We start from the raw sequence: 24130 nt of genomic DNA, 5'->3' as shown, positions 1-24130 counted from the left end.
GATTGAGGATAGATAGGCGTTCAGCAATGTTCAAGGTTGTTCAGGAAGCGGGGTGCGCCGACCGCAGCTCGTTCGGCGGCATCTTCGCGGGCGAGCGCGGTCGTGAAGCGGACGCATCCAGGTATCATTCAAGTTTATGATTCCATCTGCGGGATGGGCCTATGAATGACGCGGATTTTGGCGACCTGAAGTTCACCGGCTTGCCCGACGTCGCGTCCGCCCGCCTCTCGGCATTGCTGGGCAACGATCCGGCCCTGGCAAAGGCGGCTCGTGACCTTGTCGCGCTGCTCGATGACGCGCCGGAGGTGACACTGGGTTGGGGCAATTTCGTCTCTTCGAGCACCGCATCCGGCTGAACGCTTCGACCTGCGCCGGCACGACGGAAACTAAATGAGCGGTGGCTCAAGCTCGCACTCCAGCCGGCGGTAACGCCGGGCCGCCTCGGGCTCGGGATGGCCGGCGCCGTACACCCCCTCAAGCAGCACAACGGTTTCCCTGAGCAAGGCCTCGCCCTCCTCCATCCGGCCCAGCTGGATCATGTCGATGGCGGTATTCGTGGCGGCGTGCAAGGTGTACGGGTGCCGCGCGCCGCGAATCCGGGTGCAGGCCTGCCACATTCGCTCGGTTATCGCCAGCGCCTCTTCGAGGCGGTGCAGGCGGGACAGGTCGCTGCCCAGGTTGACGGCGGCCGACAACGCGAACGGGTGCTCCTCGCCCAGGATCTCCTTCATCCGCCCGAGCGTGTGCTCGTCGATCGCCAACGCGTCGCGATCGTAGCCCAGGGCCCGGTCGATGACCCCCTCGTTGACCGCCGCACACAGCGTCAACCCGTGGTCCGGACCATAGTGCCGGGTGTATCCCTCACGCGCGGCGATGATGTGACTGAGCGCCTGAGCCGGGTCCCCCGCGGCACGCAGGGTGTTGGCCAGGGTGACCGTCGCGGCGAGGGTCAACGGATGCTCCGGCCCGAACCGGACGGACACGCTGCGATAGGTGGCACGGGCCGCCGCCACGGCCTCGGTGATCCTGCCGGTCTTGCGCAACATGCTTGCCACCAGCGTTTGGGCCCGCAGCACTGTGATATGCGTTTCGCCAAGCAGCCCGATATGGTCGGGCAGGATCGCCTGCTGCAGGTCCAGCGCCTCGCGATACCGCCCGAGCAGCAGGAGATCGCGGGCCTGGCCCTCCACCGCCAAGAACGTCCACGCCTCAAGCTCGCCGAGGGAACTGCGCGCCTGACGCTCCGCCTCCACATCGATCTCATAGGCCCGCTTGAAGTCACCGGCCCACCTGAGGTTGAGCGCCACCGAGTTCATCGCCCGCAGCGTGCTGGGGTCGCCGGGCCCGAGGACCTCCAGATGCCTTTCCAGGTTGCGGTCGTCCAGCTCACGCGCCTCGGCGAACTTGCCCTCGATGCGCAGGTCCGCGGCAACGCCCATGATCGCGCCCATGGTGTACTCGTGCGATTCGCCCAGCGTCGCCATCATGCCGTCAAGCGCGCGCTTGGCGTGCTCGGCGGCGCGCCGGTCGCCGAGCGACCTGAGCGCGTCGGCGTAGCGGCGCACCGCCAGCAGGGTCAGCGGATCTTCCGGACCGTAGCCGCCCTCCTGGACCGGCTTGTCCCACGCGTCGAGAATTTCCAGCGCGAGTTCACAGCAACCCTCGAAGTCACCGGTGTTGTAGATGTACCGCAGCTGATCCATGACCGCCTGGCGGGCGTCGGCCTCGCCTTTGATCAGATCGGCGGCGTGGATGTGCGGCCGCAACTCCGCGTGGCGTTGCCAGGTGTCGCGGTCATCGGGATAGCCGGGGTTGGCCGCCGCCAGAAGGCGCCGCGCGTCACGCAGCCCGTCCAGCTTGCCGCCGGCCACGAGCTCCTCGCGCAGCACGAACAGCACCAGCCGGTGGATGGTCACCTGACGGGCCCTGTTGGCCTTGGCCACGCCGAAACCGACCAGCTCGCGCAGCACCCTGGCGACCTCATTGCGCTCCTGCAGCGCGGTGCGGAGAGGCTCGCGGATCTCGGCGGCACGCCCCTCCCACAACAACGTGCTGGAGACCGGCTCCGGCCCGAGGAAGGCGAGCAGTTCCAGCATTTGGGCCGCGACGGGCGCCTGCCGGCGCATCCGGTCGACGGCCAGGCCCACAAACGTGGCAACGGTATTCGGGTAGTTGCGCGGCTTTCCCTCGGCCAGCAGCTGGCGCTTCCGGCGCTCGAACTCTTCAAGGTAGTCATCGACGGAGGTAAGCGTGGTCACCAACCACGACGCCGCCTGTTCGAGCGCGAGCGGCAGGTCCCCGAGCACCTCCGCCAGCCGGTCGGCCTCCGACTCCAGCATGTCGGGATGGTGCCGGCGCAGCATCTCCATGCTCTCCTCGCGGGTGAACACGTCGACCTCAAGCGCCGGGTTCGAAGCCGCCCACAGCGGGTTGCGCGAAGTGATCAGGACATGGCCGCCCGCCGACGGAATGAGGCCCTCAAGGGTCGACGGATCGCCGGCGTTGTCATACACCAGTAGCCAGGACATCGACGTGGTGCTGGCGAGCGTGTCGAGCACCGACCGCACGGTCTGCTCCATGGTGCCGCCGCTCGGCAGGCCCAGCCGCTCCGCGAGCACGGACAGCTGTGCCCGCACCGCCGCCGGATCTTCGGCCGGCATCCACCAGATCAATTGGTACTGATCGGCATTGCGATAGGCGTATTCGACGGCAATCTGAGTCTTTCCCACGCCTCCGTAGCCGTGCAGTGTCGCCTCGGGCAACACCGAGGCGCGTTGCTGGGCCGCCAGGGCATCCCTCAGATCGTCCATTATCGCCTGACGCCCGGTGAAGAACAGATTTCGCGCCGGGATGCCGCCGCGTATCGGTGACACCGTGGCCGGCGTCTCCTCGATCACGATTCGCTTCTTCACGATCGGCTCCGGTTGATCATAGTTGCCATCTTCCACATCTGGCTTGGAGTTGCGGTACATGGGTGACTTCATTTGCCTCGCGGTCGTCTGACGCAGCCGCTTGAGATCTACCGCACTCCAACCGACGTGTGGCGCGACCTCGTTCAACCATTCACTCAGTTCGATGCGATCAGGTGTACTGGCCGAAAGTACATCTACCACAGCCAGAATCGACGGTGCGCCCCACGGTTCGGTGACCTTCCACCCGATGCTCTGCACCGCCGTCGCGATTCGCGACACCGGGGGCGTGGAGCCGGTGACCAGCTCGCAAGCGCTCAGCAGATCGTCGAGGCGGTCACCGGGCAGAATGCCGATCAGCCGCTGTTCGTGAGCCCACTCCGCGATCAGCTTCCGGAGCTGGCTGGTGGCTTTCGCCCCCTCGTTGAACCCGTCGACCACCATTTGCAGCGCGTCCAGCCCGCCCGGCTCCTGATCGCATCCTCGTACCAGATGATAAAGATCCAAGCGCGGGTTGGGATCGCGGTCGCTCGCCAGCTGCCGGCCGAGTATCGCCTCGATCTCGCGGCGATACAGCGTCCGCGCATTGGATTCGTTGAGCGAGGGAATCGACATCAGCACATTGACCATCGCATGCACTCGTACCGGCGACATGAGAGGCGGATTCATCAGTTCACCAACAACCCTAATCGCATCGCGAGCATCCGCACGTGAATCACGGGAACGGCGGTCTCACCCATTAGCGTGGCGACGACCGAGTACAGCGCCTCGAAGCCGCCGTCGAAGGCCAACACCGCGTCGACCAGACCGAACAGTTCGAGGCTCGCGACGGCATGATTGGGCACCGCACCGCGAATGTTCGCGGGAAGACTCTGGACGATCAGCCGACGGCCCTCCGGGCTAGACAGGATGGGCACCTCGCCGAGCGCCATGGCGAGCGCGTGCTTGTCCGAAAAGGTGAGCGGTCCACCCGGTTGCGCCGGAGCCTGGGCGAGCTGCCGCCGGGAAAGCGCGGCCGGCCAACCCTCGGTGGGAATCATCCAGGCGACCGCGTCTCCGGTTGCCGCCGCGTGAATCAGGACGATCCCCAGGACGCCGTCGGCCTCGTCGTGAACTCCGGCGCCACCGAGGCCGGGCTCGATCGCCGTGCCGTCCAGGCACCGCAGCCGTCGCCAGCCGGTCGGCTCATGTTCGGCGCCCAGTTCCGCGGAGACCCACACACCGCTGGGAAAGGCGCGCGGATAGCCGAACAACCGCACACTGCGCCGACGCGGGCTGTGTGACAACCGGGCCGGCGCAACCGGAGCCGGCTTCACCAACGTCAACGTGACGAGATCACCCACATGGCCGTCATCGGACACCGACGCGGAGATGCGTGGTGACGCCGGCGCCTCCGGACAGTCGACGTAGAGCCTGGAACGCGTGCGCCCCAGGGCCTCGCTGACCACCTGCCGGCATGAGATGACCATATTGGACGCCAGCAGGACTCCCGCGCCACAGACCTGCGCCGGGCTACCGCCGGAAACCCTTATCCGCCCCACGAGGACAACCATCCGAACCTATGAGCCGCGCTTCGACCCCCCCGCGGTCCATCTTGCATCCGCAAGCATACAGATCGGCCGTTGTCGAAGTAGAGTCGAAACGTCGACTTTGGTTTTCCCACCCGACCACCCACGGTGGTGTTCCTCCTTGAGGCGCAACCTGATCTCCTGTTGGACAGTTGGGGAGAGTCGGGGATGCCGATATGGTGGTTCCCGAACCGTGCTCATCAACCGGCCGCCAGGCTGGAAGAGGAAATGCGTATGCCGGCCGAAAGCATGTTCATCCAGATCGGCGCCACTCGCGATGGCCTCGACCCCTACCTCGACGCGGCGCGGCGTCGCGGCATGACCGCCGTTCTCGTGGAAACCCCCGACTATCTGCGCTGGCGCGAAGTGCTCGGCCGCCGTGCCTATGATCTGACACTTCCGGTCGAGCGACCCGCCGCGCCGGAGGAACTGATCGCCGCGCTGCGCGCGCTGGGTCAACCACCGGCACTCGTGCTTGCCGGCTTTGAACGCTACGTGTCCTCGGCATACGTTGCGGCGCAGGCGTTGCGGGCGAAACCGGCCGGACAGTCGCCGACCTTTCGAGCGCCATACAAGCAGGCCCAACGCACCGCGCTCACGCTCATGCGCCCGTCGGTGCGCCAGCCGCGATACGCCTTGGCGAATTCGCTGGCGGAGCTGGAGGCGGCCGCCCGGCAATTGACCTTCCCCATTGTGGTCAAGCCCGATGACGGCGGCGGCGGTCTGGGCGTGGTCATGGTCAGCGATCCGCGCGATCTCGCGCATGCCCGAGCGGCGCTGACCGGGGTGAACAATTACGACGGTGGCACCTTCAAGGGATGGGTCGTCGAGGAATACCTGCCGGGTGTGGAGCTTTCGGTGCAGGCCATCGCGCGTGACGGCGTGCCGGAAATCCTGACCTACTGCGAGAAGCTGACCACGGTGGAGCCGGAGTCCGGCGGTCCGCTCAGCAGTTTTCGTGAGTCCGGTCATGTGGCACATCCGGGCTCCGAGGCCGACGACGCGCTTCATGACTTTGTCCGAAACTGCGTATCGGCCGTGGGATACCGGCAGGGCCCCTTCCACGTTGACCTCATCCGCACCGGCGACACGCTCCATCTGCTGGAGATGGGATTCCGGCTGTCCGGCATGAGGGTCGTCGAGCTTGTCGATCGCGTCGCCGGCCGCAGCTGGGCGGAGGAGACGTTCGCCGCGCACCTTGGCACATCGCCCAACCCACCCCGGCCGCAGGCCGATCACCGCTATGCCGGCCACTTGACGCTTCGCCGGGCCGAGCAGCTGCTCGCGGCCGAGGCGGTCGAGCCGGCGTTCGGCGCGCGCGTTGAGGTCCAGCGGTTCGCGCCACCACCGCTGCCGCAGGATTGGCAGCGCGAGCTCCCCGCCACCCTGCGCTCCGACGTGGTGCGGCATGCGGGCGCCGTCGGCCGGGTCGTCGTGTCCGCGCGGGACCCTCGCGTTGTGGTGGAGTTGCTGAATTCGTGCCGCACGCCGAAGCGTGTGCGGTTACCGGTCGGAGATCGGTCCTAGCGTCTAGGGCGACGGGCGAGTTTTGCGTCACGACAGGGCCTTTGTGCGGGTGCGGCTATCGGCCGGAGATCGGTCCTAGCATGTAGGGCGCGACGGGCGAGTTCCGCGTCAGGACAAGGCCCTTGTGCGGGTCGTCGGCGAGAATGAGCCCGATCGGCGTGGTCGGCCCGGCCGCCTCGCCCGGTGTGGCCGCGGCCAGTGCCGACCGATAGAGGATCCTCAGATGGCGCAGGCTCAGCCCGCTTTGCCGCTCCAGGTCCCGAGCGAGGCCGGCGAACTCGTCGCTGACGGGTCGATCGGAGGCGAGCAGACCGCGAATCTCGTCGATCATCGGCGACAGCGCCGGGCACTCGGCACTCAGGTAGCGGCGAAGATGCCGGCCACCCTGTGCGAAGGGCGAGTACACCAGGCACACCAGTTGCTCCGCGGTCAGCCCGAACGCCTCGGCAGCATAGTCCGTAATGCGCCGATGCATCAGCCTCTTGCCACCGGGGGTGGCGTATCGGCGGTGCATCGTTTCGATCAGTGTCTCGGGAAACTTCTTGACGCGCATCAGATTGGTGGCGAAGGTGACGTACTCATCCACGCCGGTGTCATATCCCGTGCCGATCACATGCTCGGAGCGCAGCCCGCGCAGATGCGCCATCAGCGCCGGGTTGGCACAGTCCGATTCGGTGAAGCTGAACGCGAGATCGTCGAAGACGAAACCGAGGAACTCGGTGAGCAGGTCCCAGTGATCCGCCACCTCGTAGGCGGTGTCCTGATATATGGAGAAGAACACCGGCTGGGCCGGCCCGAGGTCGCGGCGAGGAGGGCCATCCCTGCGGATGTCGGCGAAATATTCGCTCGATATGCCATCTACGGCCTCCACAAAGGACTTGAAGTCGCGCAGTTGCCGCACCGGCAGGTGGAGCTGCCGCGCCAAACGCCGGACCCAGGCGAGGTATGCGGCCTGCTCGCGCAACGAATCGCCGGTGATCACGACATCGACGCCGTCGCCGTGGGCGGCGCCGATCGCGAAGGCGGAGACCATGCTCAGGTTGCAAGCGTTGCAGAAGGTGGGCCGGCCGTCGCCGTAGCAGCGGTGGCCCGCCATGAGAATGTCTATTCGATTGCGTTCGATGAGCTCTGCCGGCATGGGAAGATCGGCGGAGAATTCACTTACGCGCTCGCCGTCCAGCAACAGCATCTCGACATCCGGGTCGCCTTGGAAAGCGAGGGCATCGTAGGTCCGGGCGATGTTGTCGAGCACGGCCCGTGGCATCCCGGCGTGCCGATTGGTAATCACGCGCAGCTGGATGGTCTGCCCGTGCGTCTCGGCCATCAGCAGTTGCACCAGCCGAGCGAAGGCCACCATGTAGGAGCTGTCTTTGCCCCCGCCGTAGGCCAGCAGCACGCGCGCATGCTCACGCGGCGAAGCGGTTCGTGCCAATTGCGCACGCAGGCGCTCCATGGCCCGCATCGCCGCGGCGGAGTTCTTCTCTCCCAGATAGTGGCGGAGTCGTTGGTGAGTGACATACCGGTGGTGCTCGATGCGGGCGTCCATAGTCTTCCTCAGCACGGCAGGCCGGGTACCCGTAGTGAGGATACGGTTGCGAAGTGTTCATCGCAACTTATCGATATTGCGCGAATGGCTCCCCCCGGCGACACGTTGCCAACATGGTCGCTAGCATACTTGAGCGATGAAGTTCGGCAAACACATTGTTGATCCGAAATGGATGGTCACTCAGGAATGCAGGACACCAGCCACGCTGTACCCATCGGCGACAAGTTCACCGCGGCTGTGGTGCAAATTGGATCGTTCCTCTTCGACACCGGCAGGACGCTGGAAAAGATCGAGCAGTATGTGAGAAAGGCGGCCTCGGACGGGGCGCGGCTCATCGTCCTTCCGGAGGCGATCCTCGGGGGATACCCGAAAGGGCTTAACTTCGACGTGTACGTCGGCTCCCGCTCGCATGCGGGCAGGGAACACTTCCGCCGCTATGCGGCCTCGGCGATCGAGGTGCCGGGACCGCAAACCGCACACCTGTCGGGCCTTGCCGCCGAGCTCGGCGTGCACCTGGTGGTCGGCGCCGTCGAACGGCGGTCCGGCACGCTCTACTGCGATGCGTTGTTCTTCCACCCGCGGACGGGCCTGGCCGGTGTGCACCGCAAGCTGGTGCCGACCGCCGCCGAGCGTTTCCTGTGGGGCTACGGCGACGGGTCCACGATGCCTGCCGTGCCGATGGGAGACGCGGTGCTCGGTGCGGCGATCTGCTGGGAAAACTACATGCCCCTGTTCCGCACGGCCATGTACGCCAAGGGCGTGACCGTGTGGTGCGCCCCCACCGTCGACGACCGGGACACGTGGCCGGCAACGATGCGGCACATCGCGCTGGAGGGCCGCTGTTTCGTGCTCAGCGCGTCGCAGTTCGTGGTGCGTGCCGACTATCCCGACGACGTTACGCCGATGCAGGGCAACGAGCCGGGCACGGTGCTCATCGACGGCGGCAGTGTGATCGTCTCCCCGCTGGGTGAGGTGCTGGCCGGACCCCTACGCGGCGGCGAGGGCATCCTGACCGCCGAGCTCGATCTCGCCGACATCCCGCGGGCACGGTTCGACTTCGACGTCGTGGGCCACTACGCCCGGCCGGACATCTTCGCACTACACGTCAACGAGGACCCGAGGCTGGACCCGACCGTAGACGAGCTCGATGTCACCCCGTCCGATCGTTAACCTTGGGCGGATGACCACTCCTGTCATCCGCCCGGCCCGCCCATCCGACGAAGCCCGCTGGCGCGAACTCTGGTACGGCTACAACCATTTCTACGAACGCGAAGCGATCGCCGACATCACCGGCCACACGTGGTCACGCATCCTCGACGACACGTCCGCCGTCCACGCCATCGTCGCGGACGATCCGCACGATGGCGTGATCGGGATGGCCAACTACGTGATCCACGAGAACACGTCCGCCCTCACGCCGGCGTGCTATCTGCAAGACCTGTTCGTGGATCCCGGCGCACGCGGGCACGGCGTGGGCAAGCTGCTCATCGACTGGCTGCTCGCCGAGACTCAGGCGCAGGGCTGGTACCAGCTGTACTGGCACACCAGGGAGGACAATTACCGCGCCCGCTCGCTGTACGACAAGTACACACCGCACAGCGGTTTCCTGCGCTACGTCCTGCGCCCCCCGCGATAGGCGCATCTTGAGCATCAGCGGCGGCACGGCCGAGGCCGATGGCGCGGGCTTGGATGAGGCGTTTCCGAGGGCGGTAGCCTCGACCGAGGTCGACGGCCGCAACGCCGACGGCCGAGCTACGCTCCCCAGCCCGCGGCCTGACCGCCGACCCGCTGCTCGCGGATCTTCTCGAAGTATCCGGAGCGCTTATATGCCTCGACGGGGTTCGGATCGAGTCCCATCTCCTCCCTCAACTCCCGCAACAGCGGCCGCACGTCGGTGTTGTATGCGTCCATCAAAACCGCGTTGGCGCCCAGCACATCACCCTCATCCTGGGCCGCCTGCAGCGCCGCGCGGTCCACCAGCAACGCCTTGGCCGTCGCCTCCTGCACGTTCATCACCGAACGAATCACGGCCGGAATCTTCGGCTCGATGTTGTGACACTGATCGAGCATGAACACGATGCCCGCGGCCGGATCCAGCGCGTCTGCCAACACAATCTCGTGCATGATGCGGAACAGCTGGAACGGGTCGGCCGAGCCGACCATCAGGTCATCGTCGGCGTAGAACCGCGAATTGAAGTCGAAAGCGCCCAGCTTTTGGGCCCGCAAGAGAAAAGCGACAATAAATTCTATGTTGGTACCGGGTGCGTGGTGCCCAGTGTCGATGACCACGCGCGCCCGCTCCCCCAGCGTCGCACAGTGCACATAGGCGGTGCCCCAATCCGGGACATCGGTCATGTAGAACGCGGGCTCAAACAGCTTGTATTCCAACAACATCCGCTGGTGCTCGCCGAGCCGCGCATAGGTCTGCGCCAACGCCTCCGCGAGCCGGTCCTGCCGTGCCCGGATGTTGTCCTGCCCCGGATAGTTGGTCCCATCGGAGAACCACAGCTTCAGATCCCGTGACCCGGTCTGGTCCATGATGTCGACGCATTCGAGCAGATGCCCGATGGCCTTGCGCCGCACACCCGGATCGGGATTGGTGACACTGCCCAGCTTGTAGTCGTTGTCCTGGAACACATTCGAATTGATGGTCCCCAGCTGCACGCCCAGCGAGCGAGCGTGCTCCACAAGCTGCGAGTAGTCCGGCACCGCGTCCCACGGGATGTGCAACGCCACACTCGGCGCCACGCCCGTGAAGCGGTGCACCGCCGCCGCGTCTTCGACCTTCTCAAACGGCGTGCGCGGCACGCCCTCCTGCGGGAAGACCTTGAACCTGGTCCCCGAGTTGCCGAACGCCCACGATGGCGTCTCGATCCGCAACGCGCGCAGCGCCCGTTTGACCTCCCCAGTCATGCCGTGCCTCCCAGCTGGCTCTCCAAATTGAACACTTCCTGAAGCACGTGCATCTGCCGGTCGGGCCGCCCGCCCTCGAAGAACTCCGCCATCTCGGCCTGCCAGCGCTTGTTGACCTCGGTCCGGTCCATCCCGTCCAGCGCGGCCTGAAAGTCCTCCGTCATCAGGTACCCGACCAGCAGCCCGTCCTCGCGTAAGAAGAGGGAGTAGTCGTGCCACCCCGCGTCGCGCAGCGCCGCGAGCATCTCCGGCCACACGGCGGCGTGGCGCTCCCGGTACTCTTCCAGCCGATCCGCCCGGACCTGAAGCGTGAAGCAGACGCGACGCACGTTTCCTCCCTATGCCGTGAGCCGGATGGTGTTCCAGGACAGGGGCGGCAGAGTGACGCCGTCCCCGGCCGAAGGCTTGACCCGATCGGGATTGTCCAGCGTGTTGACCGCGTGCCGATCGTCGTCGCGCAGAACGGAGTGCGACACGACAGTCCGCATTGGACCGTCAAGCGAGAGCCGCACCGGATTCTCAGTGTCGCGATTGACCGCGAACACCGTGACCCCACCGTCCTCGTTGGACACCGCCGTCGCATGCACCACCGGCACGTCCCCAAACTTCGAAGTCTCATAAGTGGGCCCGTCCACCAGCGTGCGCAACACGCTCCCCCGCCCGAATCGCGACGCCTGCGCGAACGGGTAGAACGTTGTCTGCCGCCATGCCGGCCCGCCCGGCTCGGTCATGATCGGGCCGATCACGTTGACCAGCTGCGCCAGGCACGCGGCCGTGACCCGGTCGCAGTGCTGCAGCAGCGTGATGAGCAGGCTCCCGACCACCACCGCGTCCGTCACCGTGTAAACGTCTTCGAGCAGTCGCGGAGCCACGACCCAGTCCGACGGCCACGGATTGGCGGGCCGGTTCATGTACCAGACATTCCATTCGTCAAACGAAATGTCGATGCGCTTCTGGGAGCGCACCACCGCGCCCACGTGGTCGCACGTCGCGACGACGGCCTGGATGTAGCGCTCCATGTCCACAGCGGAGGCGAGGAAAGTGCCCACATCGCCGTCGTGTTCCTCGTAATAGGCGTGGCACGAGATGTAGTCCACCGAGTCGTAGGCGTGCTTGAGCACGACCCGCTCCCACTCCGCGAACGTCGGAATGCCCGAACCCGAACTCCCGCAGGCCACCAGCCGCACACTCGGATCGAGCAGGCGCATCGCCCGCGCCGTCTGCGCCGCCAACCGACCGTATTCCTCGGCCGTCTTGTAGCCGATCTGCCAGGGCCCGTCCATCTCGTTGCCAAGACACCAGAGCTTTATCTGGTACGGGTCCTTCGCCCCGTGCGCGCGCCGCAGCTCGGAAAGCGCGGTGCCACCCGTGAGGTTGCTGTATTCGAGAAGGTCGCACGCCTCCTGAACCCCGCGCGTGCCCAGGTTGACCGCCATCATCGGCTCCGCGCCCACCTTGGCCACGAACCGCGCGAACTCGCCCAGCCCGAACTCGTTGGTCTCGATCGAGTGCCACGCCATGTCAGTCCGCCTGGGCCGCTCGCTGACCGGGCCGACCCCGTCCTCCCACCGATAGCCGGAGACGAAGTTGCCGCCCGGATAGCGCACGAGCGTCACGCCGAGCTCACGGATGAGCGCCAGCACGTCGGTGCGCAGCCCATCCTCATCGGCCGTCGGATGCCCCGGTTCGTACAGCCCGGTGTAGACACACCGCCCAAGATGCTCCACAAAGGACCCGAACAGGTGCGGATTGACGTCGCCCACCGCGAACGACGGATCGAACCTCAGCGACGCGTGCGCCTCAGCCACGCCTTCTCCCTTCGACAGCCACCAGCGCGTTGGCCAACGGCCCGCCAACAAGCAGGGCGGTCACAGGCACGAGCGCGACGATCGCCGCCGCGCCCGCCCCGGCCAGCGCCATGAGCACGGACCCGGACGGATCACGCCACGCGTCGCGCGCCACCCCCGCCCAGCTCAACGAGGGGTGCCAAACCGCCGCCCCGCGCAATCCAATCACGACGACCACACCGAGCACGACAGCCAGGGCCCAAGCACCCGGCACACCCGCCCGCAGCGCCGCCACGTCGAGGAGCAGCAGCGGGAACGCCAACGCCGGCAGCCACGCCGCGCGCAGCGTCGTGAGCAGCCGGCGGGCGAAGCGTATCGGTCCCACGGGCTCATCGTCGCGCAGCATCGAACACGCCGTCACCAGCGCGGGATAGGCCGTGACCACGAGGATCGACGCGAACGCCGTGAACACGCCCAGGAGCAGGCAGTCGGCGAAGCGGCGGAACGTCGGGTTCATCCGTTCATTCCCGTCGTCGCCACGCCCTGGACCAGGAACCGCTGGAACGCGAAGAAGAACAGCGCGATCGGCAGCAGCGTGAGCACCGACATGGCCATCATCGCGCCGTACGACGTCTCGCTGGTCTGGTCGATGAAGAGCCGCAGCGCCAGCGGGAGGGTGTAGTTGTCCGGCGTATTCAGATAGATCAGCTGGCTCAGGAAGTCGTTCCAGGTCCAGATGAACGTGAAGATGGCCGTGGTCACCAGCGCCGGCTTGCTCAGCGGGAGCACGACGTAGCGGAACGTCTGGATGGGGCCACAGCCGTCGATGCGCGCGGCATCGCCAAGCTCACGCGGCAGGCCGCGCATGAACTGCACGATGAGGAAGATGAAGAACGCGTCCGTGGCGAGCAGCTTGGGCAGCACCAGCGGCCAGAAGCTGTCGATCATGCCCAGCCGCTGGAAGATGGTGTACTGCGGGATGAGCAGCACGTGGATCGGCAGCATGATGGTGCCGATCATGAACGCGAACATCGCCCCGCGCAGCCGGAAGCGCAGCCACGCGAACGCGTACGCGGCAAGCGCGCACGACAGGACGTTGCCGATTACCGATCCGACCGAGATCACCATCGAATTGCTGAGGAAGGTCCACACGTCGATCCCCGCCGCGCCCTTGAACACCTCGGTGTAGTTGCCGAAGGCGAACCGATCGGGCACCAGCGACAGGGTCATGTCCGACAGGATCTCGTTGGCCGGCTTGACCGAAGACACCAGCAGCCACGCCACCGGGTAGAGCAGGATGACCAACAGCACGACGCAAACCCCGTGCCAGCCAAGGCGTTTCATCGTTCCCCCGCATAGAAGACCCATTTGCGCGCGGTACGGAACAGCAGCGCGGTGATGAGCGCGATCACGAGCACGAGCAGCCACGCCATCGCCGACGCGTAGCCCATGCGATATTCGGTGAAGCCCTTCTGATACAGGTAGAGCGTGTAGAACAGGGTCGAGTCGCTCGGCCCGCCACGCCCGCCACTGACCACAAAAGCGCCGGTGAATGCCTGGAACGCGTGGATCGTCTCCAGTACCAGATTGAAGAAGATAACGGGTGACAGCATGGGAATCGTGACCGACCAAAGCGTGCGCCACCAACCCGCACCGTCCACGGCGGACGCGTCGTAGAGCTCCTTCGGGATCTGCTTGAGCCCGGCCAGGAAGATCACCATCGGCGCGCCGAACTGCCACACCGCGAGCGTGACGATGACCAGCAGCGAGCGGTCGGGGTCGGCCACCCAGTCCTGGAAGATGACCCGCCAGACCAGCGCCACGGCCACGCTCGCGCCCAGCAGCGACGGTGCGTAGAACGCCGAGCGGTAGAAGCCTTGTGCCCGGCTGGCCCGGTTGAGCAGCATCGCGACCGCGAGGGCCGCGACGAGTTTGAGCGGAGTCGACAGGGCGACGTATTTGAGGGTCACCCAGATCGCGGTGAGGAACCGCGGATCGTCCTCGATCAGGCGGCGATAGTTCTCCAGCCCGATCCAATTCGGCGTGGAGAACAGGTCGTAGTCGGTGAAGGACAGATACAGCGAGGCGAGCATGGGCCCGATGGTGAGCAGCAGCGCGCCGATGACCCACGGGGACAGGAAGAGGTAGGCCACTCCCTGTCCCCGTGCTTTGGTGCTTTTGCTCATGTGGTGATCGCCTGTTGGGCCTCGGAGATGAACTTCTGGGCCGCCTGCGGGATGGGCATCCGCTGGAAGATCACGTCATCGTAGATGCGCTGGAACGTGGACTTCACCGTCCCCGCGCCCTTCGGCGGGGGCGGCGGGGCCTGCTCCAGCTTGGACCCGACGGACTGCTCGAACTGGAATCCCACCGCGGGCGGACCGGTCAGCGTCTTGCCGACCTCCTCGCGCAGCTTCGCGTTGGCCGGAAGCCCGCGCGACATGCCCAGGATCTTGCCGGCCTCCGGGTCGCCGAGCAGGAAGTTGATCAGCTTGGCCGCCGCCTCCTTGTGCTTGGAGCTCTGCGCGATGCTGAACATCATGGCCGGCTTGGCGTATTGGCCCAGCTTGCTGCTGTCGCTCGGGAAGGGGTGCAGCTTGAACTCGCGCCCCATGATCTCCCAGGTCTTGGCGGTGAAGCCGCTGTCGTAGCCGAAGCCGCTGGAGGCGAGCTTCTGCGTGACCGGGTCGTTGGCCTGCGAACCGTCCATCTTCGTGGTGAGCTCGGCCTGGGTGGAGGCGCCGCTGCGCCGCCAACCGTCGGTCATCTCCCACCACTTCTGCACGTCGGCAGCCGTGTATCCGATCTTGCCCTCGGCGGTGTAGAGGGTCTTGCCCTGCTGGCGCAGCCAGACCTCGAACCAGTCCTCGATGCCGCCGAAGTCGACGATGCCCTTGACCTTGCCCTGGGTGGAGTCGCTGACCTTCTGCGCGGACGCCTTCAGGTCGTTCCAGGTCCAGCCGTCCTTGGGTGCGGCCGCGCCGGACTGCTCCCACTGCTTGAAGTCATAGCTGAACACCTGCGTGTTCTGCGTCGGCGGGATGCCGTAGAGCTTGCCGTTGACCGTGCCGCCGGACAGCAACTGCTGGGTGACCAGCGAGGTGTCCACCTTGGACGGTCCGCTGTCGAGCGGGGCGAGCTGGTTGCGGTCGGCATATTCGCGCACGTAGCGATAGTCCATTTGGAACACGTCCGGTGCGCCGCCGCCAGCGACCTGCGTCGCGAGCTTCTGGAAGTAGGCGTTGAACTCCGCGTAGGACGTGTCCACTTTGATGGTCGGGTTTTTCTCCTCGAACAGGGTTACCGCCCTCTCGGTGACCTCCGCGCGGTCGGGGTTGCCCCACCAGTCAAAGCGAATGGTGACATCGCCACCACCGCTCGGCTCGTTGGAACTGCACGCCGCCGCCGCTAGGAGGGCCACCACGGCGACGACCCGGGATAAAGAACGCATGCCCTCTCCTTGAAACGATTCGACCAGCCGCTTTGAAGTGCGAACGTATGCCCGCCGCTGATGGCTGTCAAGAGCACCGTTAACGAGCAGGACGTTTGCCGCTGACGATCGGGGCGTGACACGATGCCCGGAACGAACGTCAATACCAGCCGCTTTGTGAAGTAGTTCAACGGTTGAAACGTTCTTGAAGGTGGGCCATGATCCAACACCTCGCGCTGGCCGGGCTCGTAGCGACGTTCGTTGTCGCTCCTGCCCCTTCACCATCGCTTGAACCCCAGCTTGTCACAAGCTTCGACACCAGCGCGGCGGGCACCGGCGCCCGCGCGCTACTCGGCGACGTCACCGGAGACGGGCGCTTGGACCTCGTGCTCATGCAGCCGACCTATTCGGCGGACGACCGGTTCATCGGACGCCAGACCCAGGCGCTCACCGCGTACGACATCGGGACCGGCCAGATGCTTTGGCAGATCGGCACGCCCGACCCGCGCGTGACCAACAACGGCACCGACATCCCGGCCGAGATCTACGACCTCGACGCCGACGGCGACAACGACATCCTTGCCGTGATGGACAACGAGTTCCGCGTGTTCGACGGGCGGACCGGCGGGTTCGTGCGCTCGTTCGCGCTGCCACACCCGCAGGCGCACGACACCATCGTCATCGCGAACTTCCGCGGCACGCCCACACCGCAGGACATCCTGCTCAAGGACCGGTACAACCAGATGTGGGCGGTCGACGACCAGGGCCGTCTACTGTGGACGCACCGGGGCGTGACCGGGCACCGGCCATACCCGCACGACTTCGACGACGACGGGCGGCAGGAGCTCGTGGGTGGCTACGACTTCCTGACGCCGGACGGCGTGCGCCTGTGGACCGCCGACATGGCCGACCATCCCGACTCCCTCGGCGTGGGCGACCTGGACGGTGACGGGCACGAGGACATCCTGTTCGGCGGGGCCGGCCGGGGCGGCGACAGCACGAATGTGTACCGCTCAAATGGAAATCTTCTCTGGCGCAACCTCGACGCGGTCGAAGCGCAGCAGGTCGGCCTCGGCGACTTCCGCCCCGACCTGCCGGGCCTTGAGGTCGCGGGGCTCGACCGGGTCAACCGGACCTCCGCCGCGGGCAAGGACGCGATGTATGTCGTGTCGTCAACCGGCGAGCTGCTGTGGAAGGAGCAGCGAAACAGCGTCGGCTGCTGGGGCTCGGTGGTGGAGCCGCTGCACAACTGGGACGGCAAATACGGCGATCACCTGCTTTCGTGGAACCGCGGGTGCGGTGTCATCGCCGGCATCTGGGACGGGCACGGCAACCGGGTGGCCACGTTCCCGGTGGACGGGCGCATGATCCGCGGCGACATCTGCGGCGACGACCGGACAGAGGTGCTCACCTATGTCATGGGTCAGGCGGTGTATGTGTATGCCAGCGGTCCGTGCGACCTGGCGGCCAAGGTGACCGGCCGGCCGCTGCCGCAGTCCAAGAAGCTGTACAACTACACGCGCTACACGGCCGAGGAGATCCCCCTGGAGTTCAACGGGACCTCGCGGCGGCACGGCCCGTGGACGGTCGTCGATCTGGGGCGCATCCGTGAGCTGACCGGGGTGACGGCGTCGGGCCGGTTCCTGGTGCAGACCTCCATGGACGGGCATGAGTGGATCCAGGCCGCACAGGGCAGAGCGGGCCGCGTCGAGTTCACCGGGCTCGGGCGTTATGTCCGCGTCAAGCCGATCGGCGCAGGCAAAATCGCGGAGGTGTCGGTGTTCGGCACGAGATGACCCTCGTCCTTGACACGTTTCAAGGGTCGAATATCGTTCTCGCATGGCAACCAGCAGCATCAAGGAGGTTGCCCGCCGGGCCGGGGTGTCCATCGGCACCGTGAGCAACGTGCTCAACCGGCCGGATCTGGTGGCGCCCGCGACCAGACAGCGGGTGCTCGACGCGATAACCACACTTGGATATGTGCGCAATGACTCGGCCAGGCAACTGCGGGCCGGGCAGAGCCGCACCGTCGCGGTCGTCGTCCTCGACGTCGCCAACCCGTTCTTCACGGACGTGGTGCGCGGCGCCGAGGCGGCGCTCGACAACTCCGGCGCCATGGTGATCGTCTGCAACAGCGACGAAAACCCCGTGCGTGAGCGGCGGCATCTCGACCAGTTGGAAGAGCAACGGGTGCGCGGGATCCTGATCACGCCGGTGGACAACGGGTCAAACGAGCGGCTCGAACAGCTGATCCGCAACGGGATACCGGTGGTGCTCGTGGACCGGGGATCGCGCACGCGCAACCGATGCTCGGTCGCGGTCGACGACGTGCTCGGCGGGCGGCTCGCGGTCACCCACCTGATCGAGACCGGGCACCGGCTCATCGCCTTCGTCGGCGGGCCCACATCCATCGCCCAGGTGGCCGACCGGCACGCCGGTGCGGCCGCGGTCGCCGCCGAACGCCGTGACGTCAAGCTCAGTGTGCTGGAGATGCCCGCTCTGACGACCGCTTTTGGGCGCATGGCGGGCGAGAAGATCGCCGATCTGCCGGCCGGCCGCAGGCCCACGGCCGTGTTCTGCGCCAACGATCTGCTCGCGCTGGGCGTGCTGCAGGAGATGACCCGGCGCGGGCTGGCCGTGCCCGGTGATGTGGCGATCGTCGGATACGACGACATCGAATACGCGGCCGCCGCGGCCGTGCCGCTGTCGTCCGTGGCCCAGCCGCGCGAGCTGCTCGGGCGCACGGCCGCCGAGCTGCTCTACGGCGAAATCAATGATGGCGAAAACCATCGGCACCGGCAGGTCGTGTTCGAGCCCGAATTGGTGGTACGCGACTCGAGCGCGCGTTGAGCTCGACTCTCACGATTCTCGTGCCCGTGCATCGCCGGCCTCCGTGGGCCAAGACCGGCCGGGCGCCGGGGTCACGTGAGGATAAGATACAAATCGAAGTACCAGGTGGGCGTCTTGATGAGGCGGCAGTCGTAGGTGTACGCGTTGCCCGCCGTCACCTGCGCGTAGCCCACTGCGTCACAGTCCCAAAGATCGCCGTGGCGACTGTGGAAGACCCACGTGCCCTGGATGACCCACAGGTCCCACAGGCCGTTGTCGTCGTTGACGCGGCAGTAGTAGTCCTGGATCTCGCCTTTGGCCTTGAGCTCGGCGCCCTTGTCGAGGCACGGCATGTCGCCGAAGACGTCGCCGGGATAGCCGCCGCTGTGGACGAACCAGCCCTCGGTCGCCGCCGCCGGGGCTGCACTCATCACAATCACCGTGGCGACGCTTGCCAGCGCGATCGCGACCCTGCGCAATAAGTTGACAGGCATCATTCAAGGAAAATCGAACGTCTTCTACTTGTCAACCATCTCCCGTGTCGGGGTGGTGAACACACCGGGTGCTCACCACCCCTGACAACCGATCCCGAGCTACCGCACGTAGATGTGGGGCTGAGGCGGTGTGCTCATCCCGTTACCGATGAAGAAGCTCGGGTGCGGCGGCTGGTTGTACGCCGTGTTCTGCCACGCCAACGCGACCCGGTACTGCGGGTCGTGGGCCAGCGTGAAGATCCGCGTCGTGGTCGGGGTCGGCGTCGTGTAGATGCGCAACGCCCGGCTGTCGGTCGTGCGCCAGATGACCTCCTCGCGCCAGTCGCCGAAGATGTCACCCGACAGCGCGGGTGTGGCCTTGGTCCCGTTGTTGGAGGCCACCCCGGAGCCGGTCAGCAGGCGGGTGTCGCCACCCGTACCGTATTTGTCGATCCGGGTCTGATCCAGCAATTCGCGTACCGGATCGGCGTCCCACCAGATCACGAAGTTGGCCGACGACGGGTTGCGCCCGACCGAGCCGCCCGAAGCGTTGTAGAGGTTGCCCATGTTGGTTCCGGCACCCCAGAACTCGGCGCCCGCGTTGCCCGCGTAGATGTCGCCCGCGACGCCCCGCCCGGGTCCTTCCGAGCCACCGTTGTTCGGCCGCTGGAAGATGACCTGACCGGTCCGCGCGTCGTGCAGGTCGGCACCTGGCGAACTGCCCGACTCGTGGATGGTCCACACCTCCTGCCCGGCACGCGACGGCACGAAGTCGCTCACGTGCATGGCGTCGCCGTGACCCAAACCGGTGCTGTACAACAGACTTCCGTTGTCGTTGATGGTCGCCGCCCCGTAGATGATCTCGTCGCGCCCATCGTTGTCCACATCGGCCACCGACAGGTTGTGGTTGCCCTGCCCATACGCGCCGCCGCTGTTGCCCGAGTCGTAGACCCAGCGCTGCGTGAGAGTCCCGTTGCGGAAGTCCCACGCCGCGATCACCGCACGCGTGTAGTATCCACGCGCCATGATCAGCGACGGCCGCTGACCGTCCACATAGGCGGTTGCCGCGAGGAACCGGTCGACCCGGTTGCCATACGAGTCGCCCCACGACGCCACATTCCCCCGCGCCGGCACGTAATTGACCGTCGAGCGGATCGCCCCGGTCAACCCGTCGAACATGGTCAGATATTCCGGCCCGGTCAGAATGTAACCATCGGCGTTGCGATGGTTCGCCGACCCGTTGCCGATGACCTGACCCGTGCCCGACACCGTGGCGTCGGCGGTCTTCATGGCCACCTCGGCCCGCCCGTCGCCGTCGTAGTCGTACACCTGGAACTGCGTGTAGTGCGCGCCCGCCCGGATGTTGCGCCCGAGGTCGATGCGCCACAACCTTTGCCCGTTGAGCCGGTAGGCGTCGACGTACACGTTGCCGGTCACGCCCGCCTGCGAGTTGTCCCTCGCGTTGGACGGGTCCCACTTGACCACGATCTCGTACTGGCCGTCGCCGTCCATGTCACCGACGCTCGCGTCGTTGGCCGAGTATGTGTAGTCCGGCCCGGCCGCGGGCACCTGGATCGGCACGTCCAGATAGCCGCTGGAGCCGATCTGCAGCGCGGGCTCCGACGCCGGGCCCTCCACGCCGTTGACGACCGCGCGCACCGTGTAGGCGGAACCAGCCGCGGCGCCGTTGTCGTAGAAGTTGGTGTGCGACTGCGTGGCCACCAGCGTCGAACCCCGATACAGCCGATACGACACCGAGGACGGTTCGGTGCCCAGCATCCGCCAGGACACGAAGTTGCCGTTGCCTGAGCGTAGGGAGATCAGGCCCCGGTTCAAGTCCTCCATCTGCTTGCCGGCGGGCGGCTGCACGGTACCCACCTCGAAATCGAGATAGTCGATGTTAGCCAGGCCGCTCGCCGTCGTCGGTGAGATCGTGATGGTGTTGCTTCCCGCGGTCACCTGCAACGTCACCGTGTTGGTGACCCACGTCGTCCAGCCCCCGGTGCCCGGGAAGCCGACCGCGGTCCCGTTGACCGTCGCCGGCCGATCGGTGGTGGTTCCGTTGGCATAACGGATCCCCAGCGTCGCCGACCCCGCAGCCGAGGCGTTGACCGTAAAAGTCAGCGCCGCGCCTACCGCGTTGTTGCCATTGCAGAATCCGGTACCCGAGAATCCCGCATGATTGGAATCGATAGTGCCATCGCACGTTGCACTTTCGGCCTCGTAGCGGGTGGGAGCGGCATACACCGGACCCGCCACGAGCACGAGCATCGCGCAGGCGGCAGCGCCCGCCAAGCGTCGTCTCATGTGCGATCCTTCCTAGTAGACATAGGGCCAGCCCGCGGCATCCCATCCGAGCCTGTTGATGCCGAGGAACGACGCCCCGTTGTCCGCGTAATAGTGGTAGAACAGGAATTCGGTGCCGTTGTCGTTGAGCACCGCCTGATGTCCGGGCCCGTGGACGGAGCCGTGCCCGGCCAGGATCTGTGTGCCGCCACCGGATGTCATGGCCACGCCGTTGCGGTCGGCGTACGGGCCGTTGACCCCCGTCGATCGGCCGACCATCACCCGATAGGTGCTCGACGCGCCCTGACAGCAACGGTCGAACGACACGAACAGGTAGTAGTAACCGCCGCGCTGATAGACCGTCGGCGCCTCGACCGCGCCGCTCGCGGTGGTCCGCTGAGAGACCGCCCGCACCACGGTGTCCGTTGTGGACCGCCGGCCCGTGGACGGGTCGAGCCGGATCTGCTTGATGCCGGTCCAGAATGAGCCGAACGTCAGCCACCACTGCCCCGAGGCGTCCACCACCAGGTTGGGGTCGATGGCGTTGTAGTTGACCGACGTGCTGCTCTCGATGATCAGACCCTGGTTGGTCCAGCTTCCGGACGCGCCGGTCGGGCTGGTCGCCAGGAAGATCGCCGAGCGTTGCGAACGGAACGTGGAGGCCGAATAGTACAGATAGTACTGTCCATTATGGAACGACAGATCCGGCGCCCAAAGGTTCGCGGACCCACCCGTGTAGGCCGTCGTCCACGGCGCGCCGTTCGGCCAGACCACCCCCGCATTGCTCCACGACGTGCGGTTCGTGGAGGTCTTCAAGGGCAGGTTGTTCCCCGTTACCGCCAGCAGGTAGCTGCCGTTGGGCCGCTTCACCACGGCGGGGTCGTGCGCGCCGATCGAACCGGTGACCGGCATCGGATTCGGGTAGTCGCCGGGCGGCGTACCCCCCACCTCAAAATCGAGGTAATCGATGTTAGGCAGCCCGCTGACGGTCGTCGGCGCGAGCCGGATCGTGTTTGACCCGGCGTTTACCTGTAGTGTCAGCGTCCTGGTGGCCCAGGTCGTCCAGGCGCCGGTGCCTGGAAAGCTGACCGCCGTTCCGTTCACGGTCGCCGGCCGGTCGGCCGTCGTGCCGTTGGCATAGCGGATGCCCAACGTGGCCGTGCCCGCATCGGATGCGTTGACGGTGAAGGTGACGGCCGCACCCACGGCGTTGTTGGCGTTGCAGAAACCGGTTCCGGAGAACCCTGTGTGGTTGGACTCGATCAGCCCATCGCACGCGGCGTTCTCGGCCTCGTGGCGGACCGGCGCGGCATAAGCCGGTGCCGCCACGAGAACGAGAATCCCGCAGGCGACAGTGCCCACTAGTCGTCTCACGATGAATCCTTTCTGGGACTTGAAAGGTTTCAATATCAGACCAGCATGAACATCAGATCGCCGTATGTCAATTACTCCAGGTGATACGTAGCGTCCGACCGGTCGCTCGCCGTGCTCACCGCCTGCACGTACAGCAGCGAGCTGGAATGCCGGAGGTAACGCCCCGCGAAGTTGTAGGACTCGAACGACACGCCCGCCGAGTCGGCAAGCCCCGCCCTGCGGAAGAACGAAGCGTCCGACCGGAACACCGACGAACCGTCATTGCGCTCCACCCACAGCTCGAAGTTCTTGTGCCGCAGAAAATATCCGGGGAAGTTGGCCGACTCCAGCGACACGGTCCCGCTGCCCGCCAAGCCCGGCACGATCCGGAACTGCGAGTCGGCCAGCAGGGTCACGTTGGCCTCCACCCGCGCGCGATAGTCGTAGTGCCGGATGTAGCTCGTGCTCAGGTTGTGCGAGCGCAGCCGTACCGGGGTGATGCCGTCCGCAACCGGGATGCCGAAGTTTGGCGTGCCGTCGGCGTTCCAGTACAGCTTCTGCAGCCGCGTGCGCCGGTTGGGATCGTTCAACGGGTCACCGGAGATGTCGCGATAGGACCGGTCGTGGTAGACGATGATGTCGCTCTGCCCGTCCTCCGACACTGTGAACGAGTTGTGCCCGGGGCCATACTGACTCGTGTTGGCGTTGCTGGCGAACACCGGCGTGGAGGTCTTAACCCACGACGACGCCGACAGCAGGTTGGCCGACTCCGATGCCGTCAGCAGCCCGACGCAGTAGTTCGCATCCGTGGCACTGGCGGAGAACGCCATGAAGATGCGCCCATTGCGCTTGATGACCGCCGGGCCCTCGTTGACGTTGTGCCCCCGCCGTTCCCAGGCGTATGTGGGCGAAGAGATTTTCACGGGTGTACCGGTGATAGTCCACGGGCTGCTCATACGCGCGATGTAGAGACTCGTCCCCGAGTTCACCCCGTCGTTTTGCGCCCACGCGAGATACCGCACCCCGTTGTGTTCAAATGTCGTGGCGTCCAACGAGAACGTGTCCAGCGGGGTCACGATCCGGCCCCGCTCCACCCACGTGCCGCTCATCGGGTTGGCGCTGGAGTTCTCCAGCACATACATCCGGATCCGCCAGATGTCGTTGGACCGGCCGGCCGCGAAGTAGATGTACCACTTCCCGTTGATGTGGTGGATTTCCGGCGCCCAGATGTGCGCGCCCATCTCACCGCTCGCGTGCTTGGTCCAGATCGTCTGCTCGGCCGCGGTCGCGAGCCCCTGCAGCGTGGTCGAACGCCGCATGATGATGCGGTCGTACGCGGGCACGGTCGCGGTGAAGTAGTAGTACCCGTCCGTGTGTTTCCAGATGTGCGGGTCGGCCCGCTGCGCGATCAGCGGGTTGGTGAACTGCACGGCGGGCGCGGCCTGCACCGCGGCCGGGGTCGCCAGCATCGCCACGAGCACCCCTAATAACACCAGTTTTCGCAATCTA

The 24130-nt window shown here is 66.1% G+C and carries 20 protein-coding genes; 6 read left to right on the top strand and 14 right to left on the bottom strand.

Annotated elements, in window-relative coordinates; all coding sequences use genetic code 11:
• The first annotated feature begins 161 nt into the window (after positions 1-161).
• A complete protein-coding gene (locus DM816_RS08315; protein ID WP_117209565.1) occupies positions 162-356 on the top strand; it encodes a hypothetical protein in 195 nt (64 codons plus the stop codon).
• Between the two features lie 30 nt (positions 357-386).
• Here the strand turns inward: DM816_RS08315 and fxsT are convergent, their stop codons facing one another.
• On the bottom strand, positions 387-3578 hold the full coding sequence (gene fxsT / locus DM816_RS08310; protein WP_162907234.1) for an FxSxx-COOH system tetratricopeptide repeat protein: 3192 nt from the start codon (positions 3576-3578) through the stop codon (positions 387-389).
• Entirely contained in the window at positions 3578-4462 is an 885-nt protein-coding gene (locus tag DM816_RS08305; RefSeq protein ID WP_162907233.1) for an effector-associated domain 2-containing protein, read from the bottom strand. The genes fxsT and DM816_RS08305 overlap by 1 nt, the downstream gene beginning before the upstream one ends.
• Before the next feature lie 249 nt (positions 4463-4711).
• On the opposite strand from DM816_RS08305, the gene DM816_RS08300 reads away from it, so the two are divergent.
• The gene (locus DM816_RS08300) at positions 4712-6004 is read left to right on the top strand and encodes an ATP-grasp domain-containing protein (protein WP_162907232.1); all 1293 of its coding nucleotides are present in this window, start codon (positions 4712-4714) and stop codon (positions 6002-6004) included.
• Positions 6005-6059: 55 nt separating this feature from the next.
• On the opposite strand, the gene DM816_RS08295 is transcribed toward DM816_RS08300, so the two are convergent.
• Entirely contained in the window at positions 6060-7565 is a 1506-nt protein-coding gene (locus tag DM816_RS08295) for a hypothetical protein (protein ID WP_211588592.1), read from the bottom strand.
• A gap of 171 nt (positions 7566-7736) precedes the next feature.
• Between DM816_RS08295 and DM816_RS08290 the strand changes: the two genes are divergently transcribed.
• Both DM816_RS08290 and DM816_RS08285 read left to right on the top strand, forming a co-directional pair.
• The gene (locus tag DM816_RS08290; protein ID WP_117209561.1) at positions 7737-8720 is read left to right on the top strand and encodes a nitrilase-related carbon-nitrogen hydrolase; all 984 of its coding nucleotides are present in this window, start codon (positions 7737-7739) and stop codon (positions 8718-8720) included.
• A gap of 10 nt (positions 8721-8730) precedes the next feature.
• Positions 8731-9186, top strand: a complete 456-nt coding sequence (locus tag DM816_RS08285) for a GNAT family N-acetyltransferase (RefSeq protein WP_117209560.1) — start codon at positions 8731-8733, stop codon at positions 9184-9186.
• A 116-nt stretch (positions 9187-9302) separates the two neighbouring features.
• Here DM816_RS08285 and rhaI read toward each other — a convergent pair whose 3' ends face one another.
• The 7 genes from rhaI to DM816_RS08250 are packed head-to-tail and all read right to left on the bottom strand — an operon-like array spanning position 9303 to position 15701.
• Positions 9303-10463 carry an L-rhamnose isomerase gene (gene rhaI / locus DM816_RS08280; RefSeq protein WP_117209559.1) on the bottom strand — a complete coding sequence of 387 codons (1161 nt, stop codon included), beginning with the start codon at positions 10461-10463 and terminating at the stop codon, positions 9303-9305.
• Positions 10460-10792, bottom strand: coding sequence for an L-rhamnose mutarotase (locus DM816_RS08275; RefSeq protein ID WP_117209558.1), 333 nt, complete (start codon positions 10790-10792; stop codon positions 10460-10462). Before DM816_RS08275 ends, rhaI begins: the two co-directional genes overlap by 4 nt.
• Before the next feature lie 9 nt (positions 10793-10801).
• Positions 10802-12271, bottom strand: coding sequence for an arabinosylfuranosidase ArfA (gene arfA, locus DM816_RS08270; RefSeq protein ID WP_117209557.1), 1470 nt, complete (start codon positions 12269-12271; stop codon positions 10802-10804).
• Positions 12264-12767 (bottom strand): hypothetical protein, encoded by a 504-nt coding sequence (locus DM816_RS08265; RefSeq protein WP_117209556.1) that lies wholly within the window; start codon positions 12765-12767, stop codon positions 12264-12266. Before DM816_RS08265 ends, arfA begins: the two co-directional genes overlap by 8 nt.
• A complete protein-coding gene (locus DM816_RS08260; RefSeq protein ID WP_211588591.1) occupies positions 12764-13594 on the bottom strand; it encodes a carbohydrate ABC transporter permease in 831 nt (276 codons plus the stop codon). Before DM816_RS08260 ends, DM816_RS08265 begins: the two co-directional genes overlap by 4 nt.
• Complete coding sequence (locus DM816_RS08255; RefSeq protein WP_117209554.1) at positions 13591-14436, bottom strand: carbohydrate ABC transporter permease; 846 nt, start codon at positions 14434-14436, stop codon at positions 13591-13593. Before DM816_RS08255 ends, DM816_RS08260 begins: the two co-directional genes overlap by 4 nt.
• Positions 14433-15701 carry an ABC transporter substrate-binding protein gene (locus tag DM816_RS08250; RefSeq protein ID WP_162907231.1) on the bottom strand — a complete coding sequence of 423 codons (1269 nt, stop codon included), beginning with the start codon at positions 15699-15701 and terminating at the stop codon, positions 14433-14435. The genes DM816_RS08255 and DM816_RS08250 overlap by 4 nt, the downstream gene beginning before the upstream one ends.
• Positions 15702-15898: 197 nt before the next feature.
• Here DM816_RS08250 and DM816_RS08245 point away from each other — a divergent pair, with 197 nt between their 5' ends.
• Together DM816_RS08245 and DM816_RS08240 are read left to right on the top strand one after the other, a co-directional pair.
• Positions 15899-17476 carry a hypothetical protein gene (locus DM816_RS08245; RefSeq protein ID WP_162907230.1) on the top strand — a complete coding sequence of 526 codons (1578 nt, stop codon included), beginning with the start codon at positions 15899-15901 and terminating at the stop codon, positions 17474-17476.
• Between the two features lie 43 nt (positions 17477-17519).
• The gene (locus DM816_RS08240) at positions 17520-18530 is read left to right on the top strand and encodes a LacI family DNA-binding transcriptional regulator (RefSeq protein ID WP_117209551.1); all 1011 of its coding nucleotides are present in this window, start codon (positions 17520-17522) and stop codon (positions 18528-18530) included.
• 71 nt (positions 18531-18601) lie between these two features.
• On the opposite strand, the gene DM816_RS08235 is transcribed toward DM816_RS08240, so the two are convergent.
• The 4 genes from DM816_RS08235 to DM816_RS08220 all read right to left on the bottom strand — a co-directional run bounded on the left by DM816_RS08235 (position 18602) and on the right by DM816_RS08220 (position 24126).
• Positions 18602-18940: a hypothetical protein gene (locus tag DM816_RS08235; protein ID WP_211588590.1), complete on the bottom strand. Its 339-nt coding sequence runs from the start codon at positions 18938-18940 to the stop codon at positions 18602-18604.
• 162 nt (positions 18941-19102) lie between these two features.
• Positions 19103-21289: a rhamnogalacturonan lyase family protein gene (locus tag DM816_RS08230; RefSeq protein ID WP_117209549.1), complete on the bottom strand. Its 2187-nt coding sequence runs from the start codon at positions 21287-21289 to the stop codon at positions 19103-19105.
• Between the two features lie 12 nt (positions 21290-21301).
• Entirely contained in the window at positions 21302-22642 is a 1341-nt protein-coding gene (locus DM816_RS42310) for a family 43 glycosylhydrolase (protein ID WP_246001704.1), read from the bottom strand.
• 71 nt (positions 22643-22713) lie between these two features.
• A complete protein-coding gene (locus DM816_RS08220) occupies positions 22714-24126 on the bottom strand; it encodes a family 43 glycosylhydrolase (RefSeq protein ID WP_246001702.1) in 1413 nt (470 codons plus the stop codon).
• Between the last annotated feature and the right edge of the window lie 4 nt (positions 24127-24130).

Source organism: Allorhizocola rhizosphaerae (assembly GCF_003426775.1).
Taxonomy (GTDB): domain Bacteria; phylum Actinomycetota; class Actinomycetes; order Mycobacteriales; family Micromonosporaceae; genus Allorhizocola; species Allorhizocola rhizosphaerae.
This window is presented reverse-complemented; position numbering and strand designations above follow the sequence as displayed.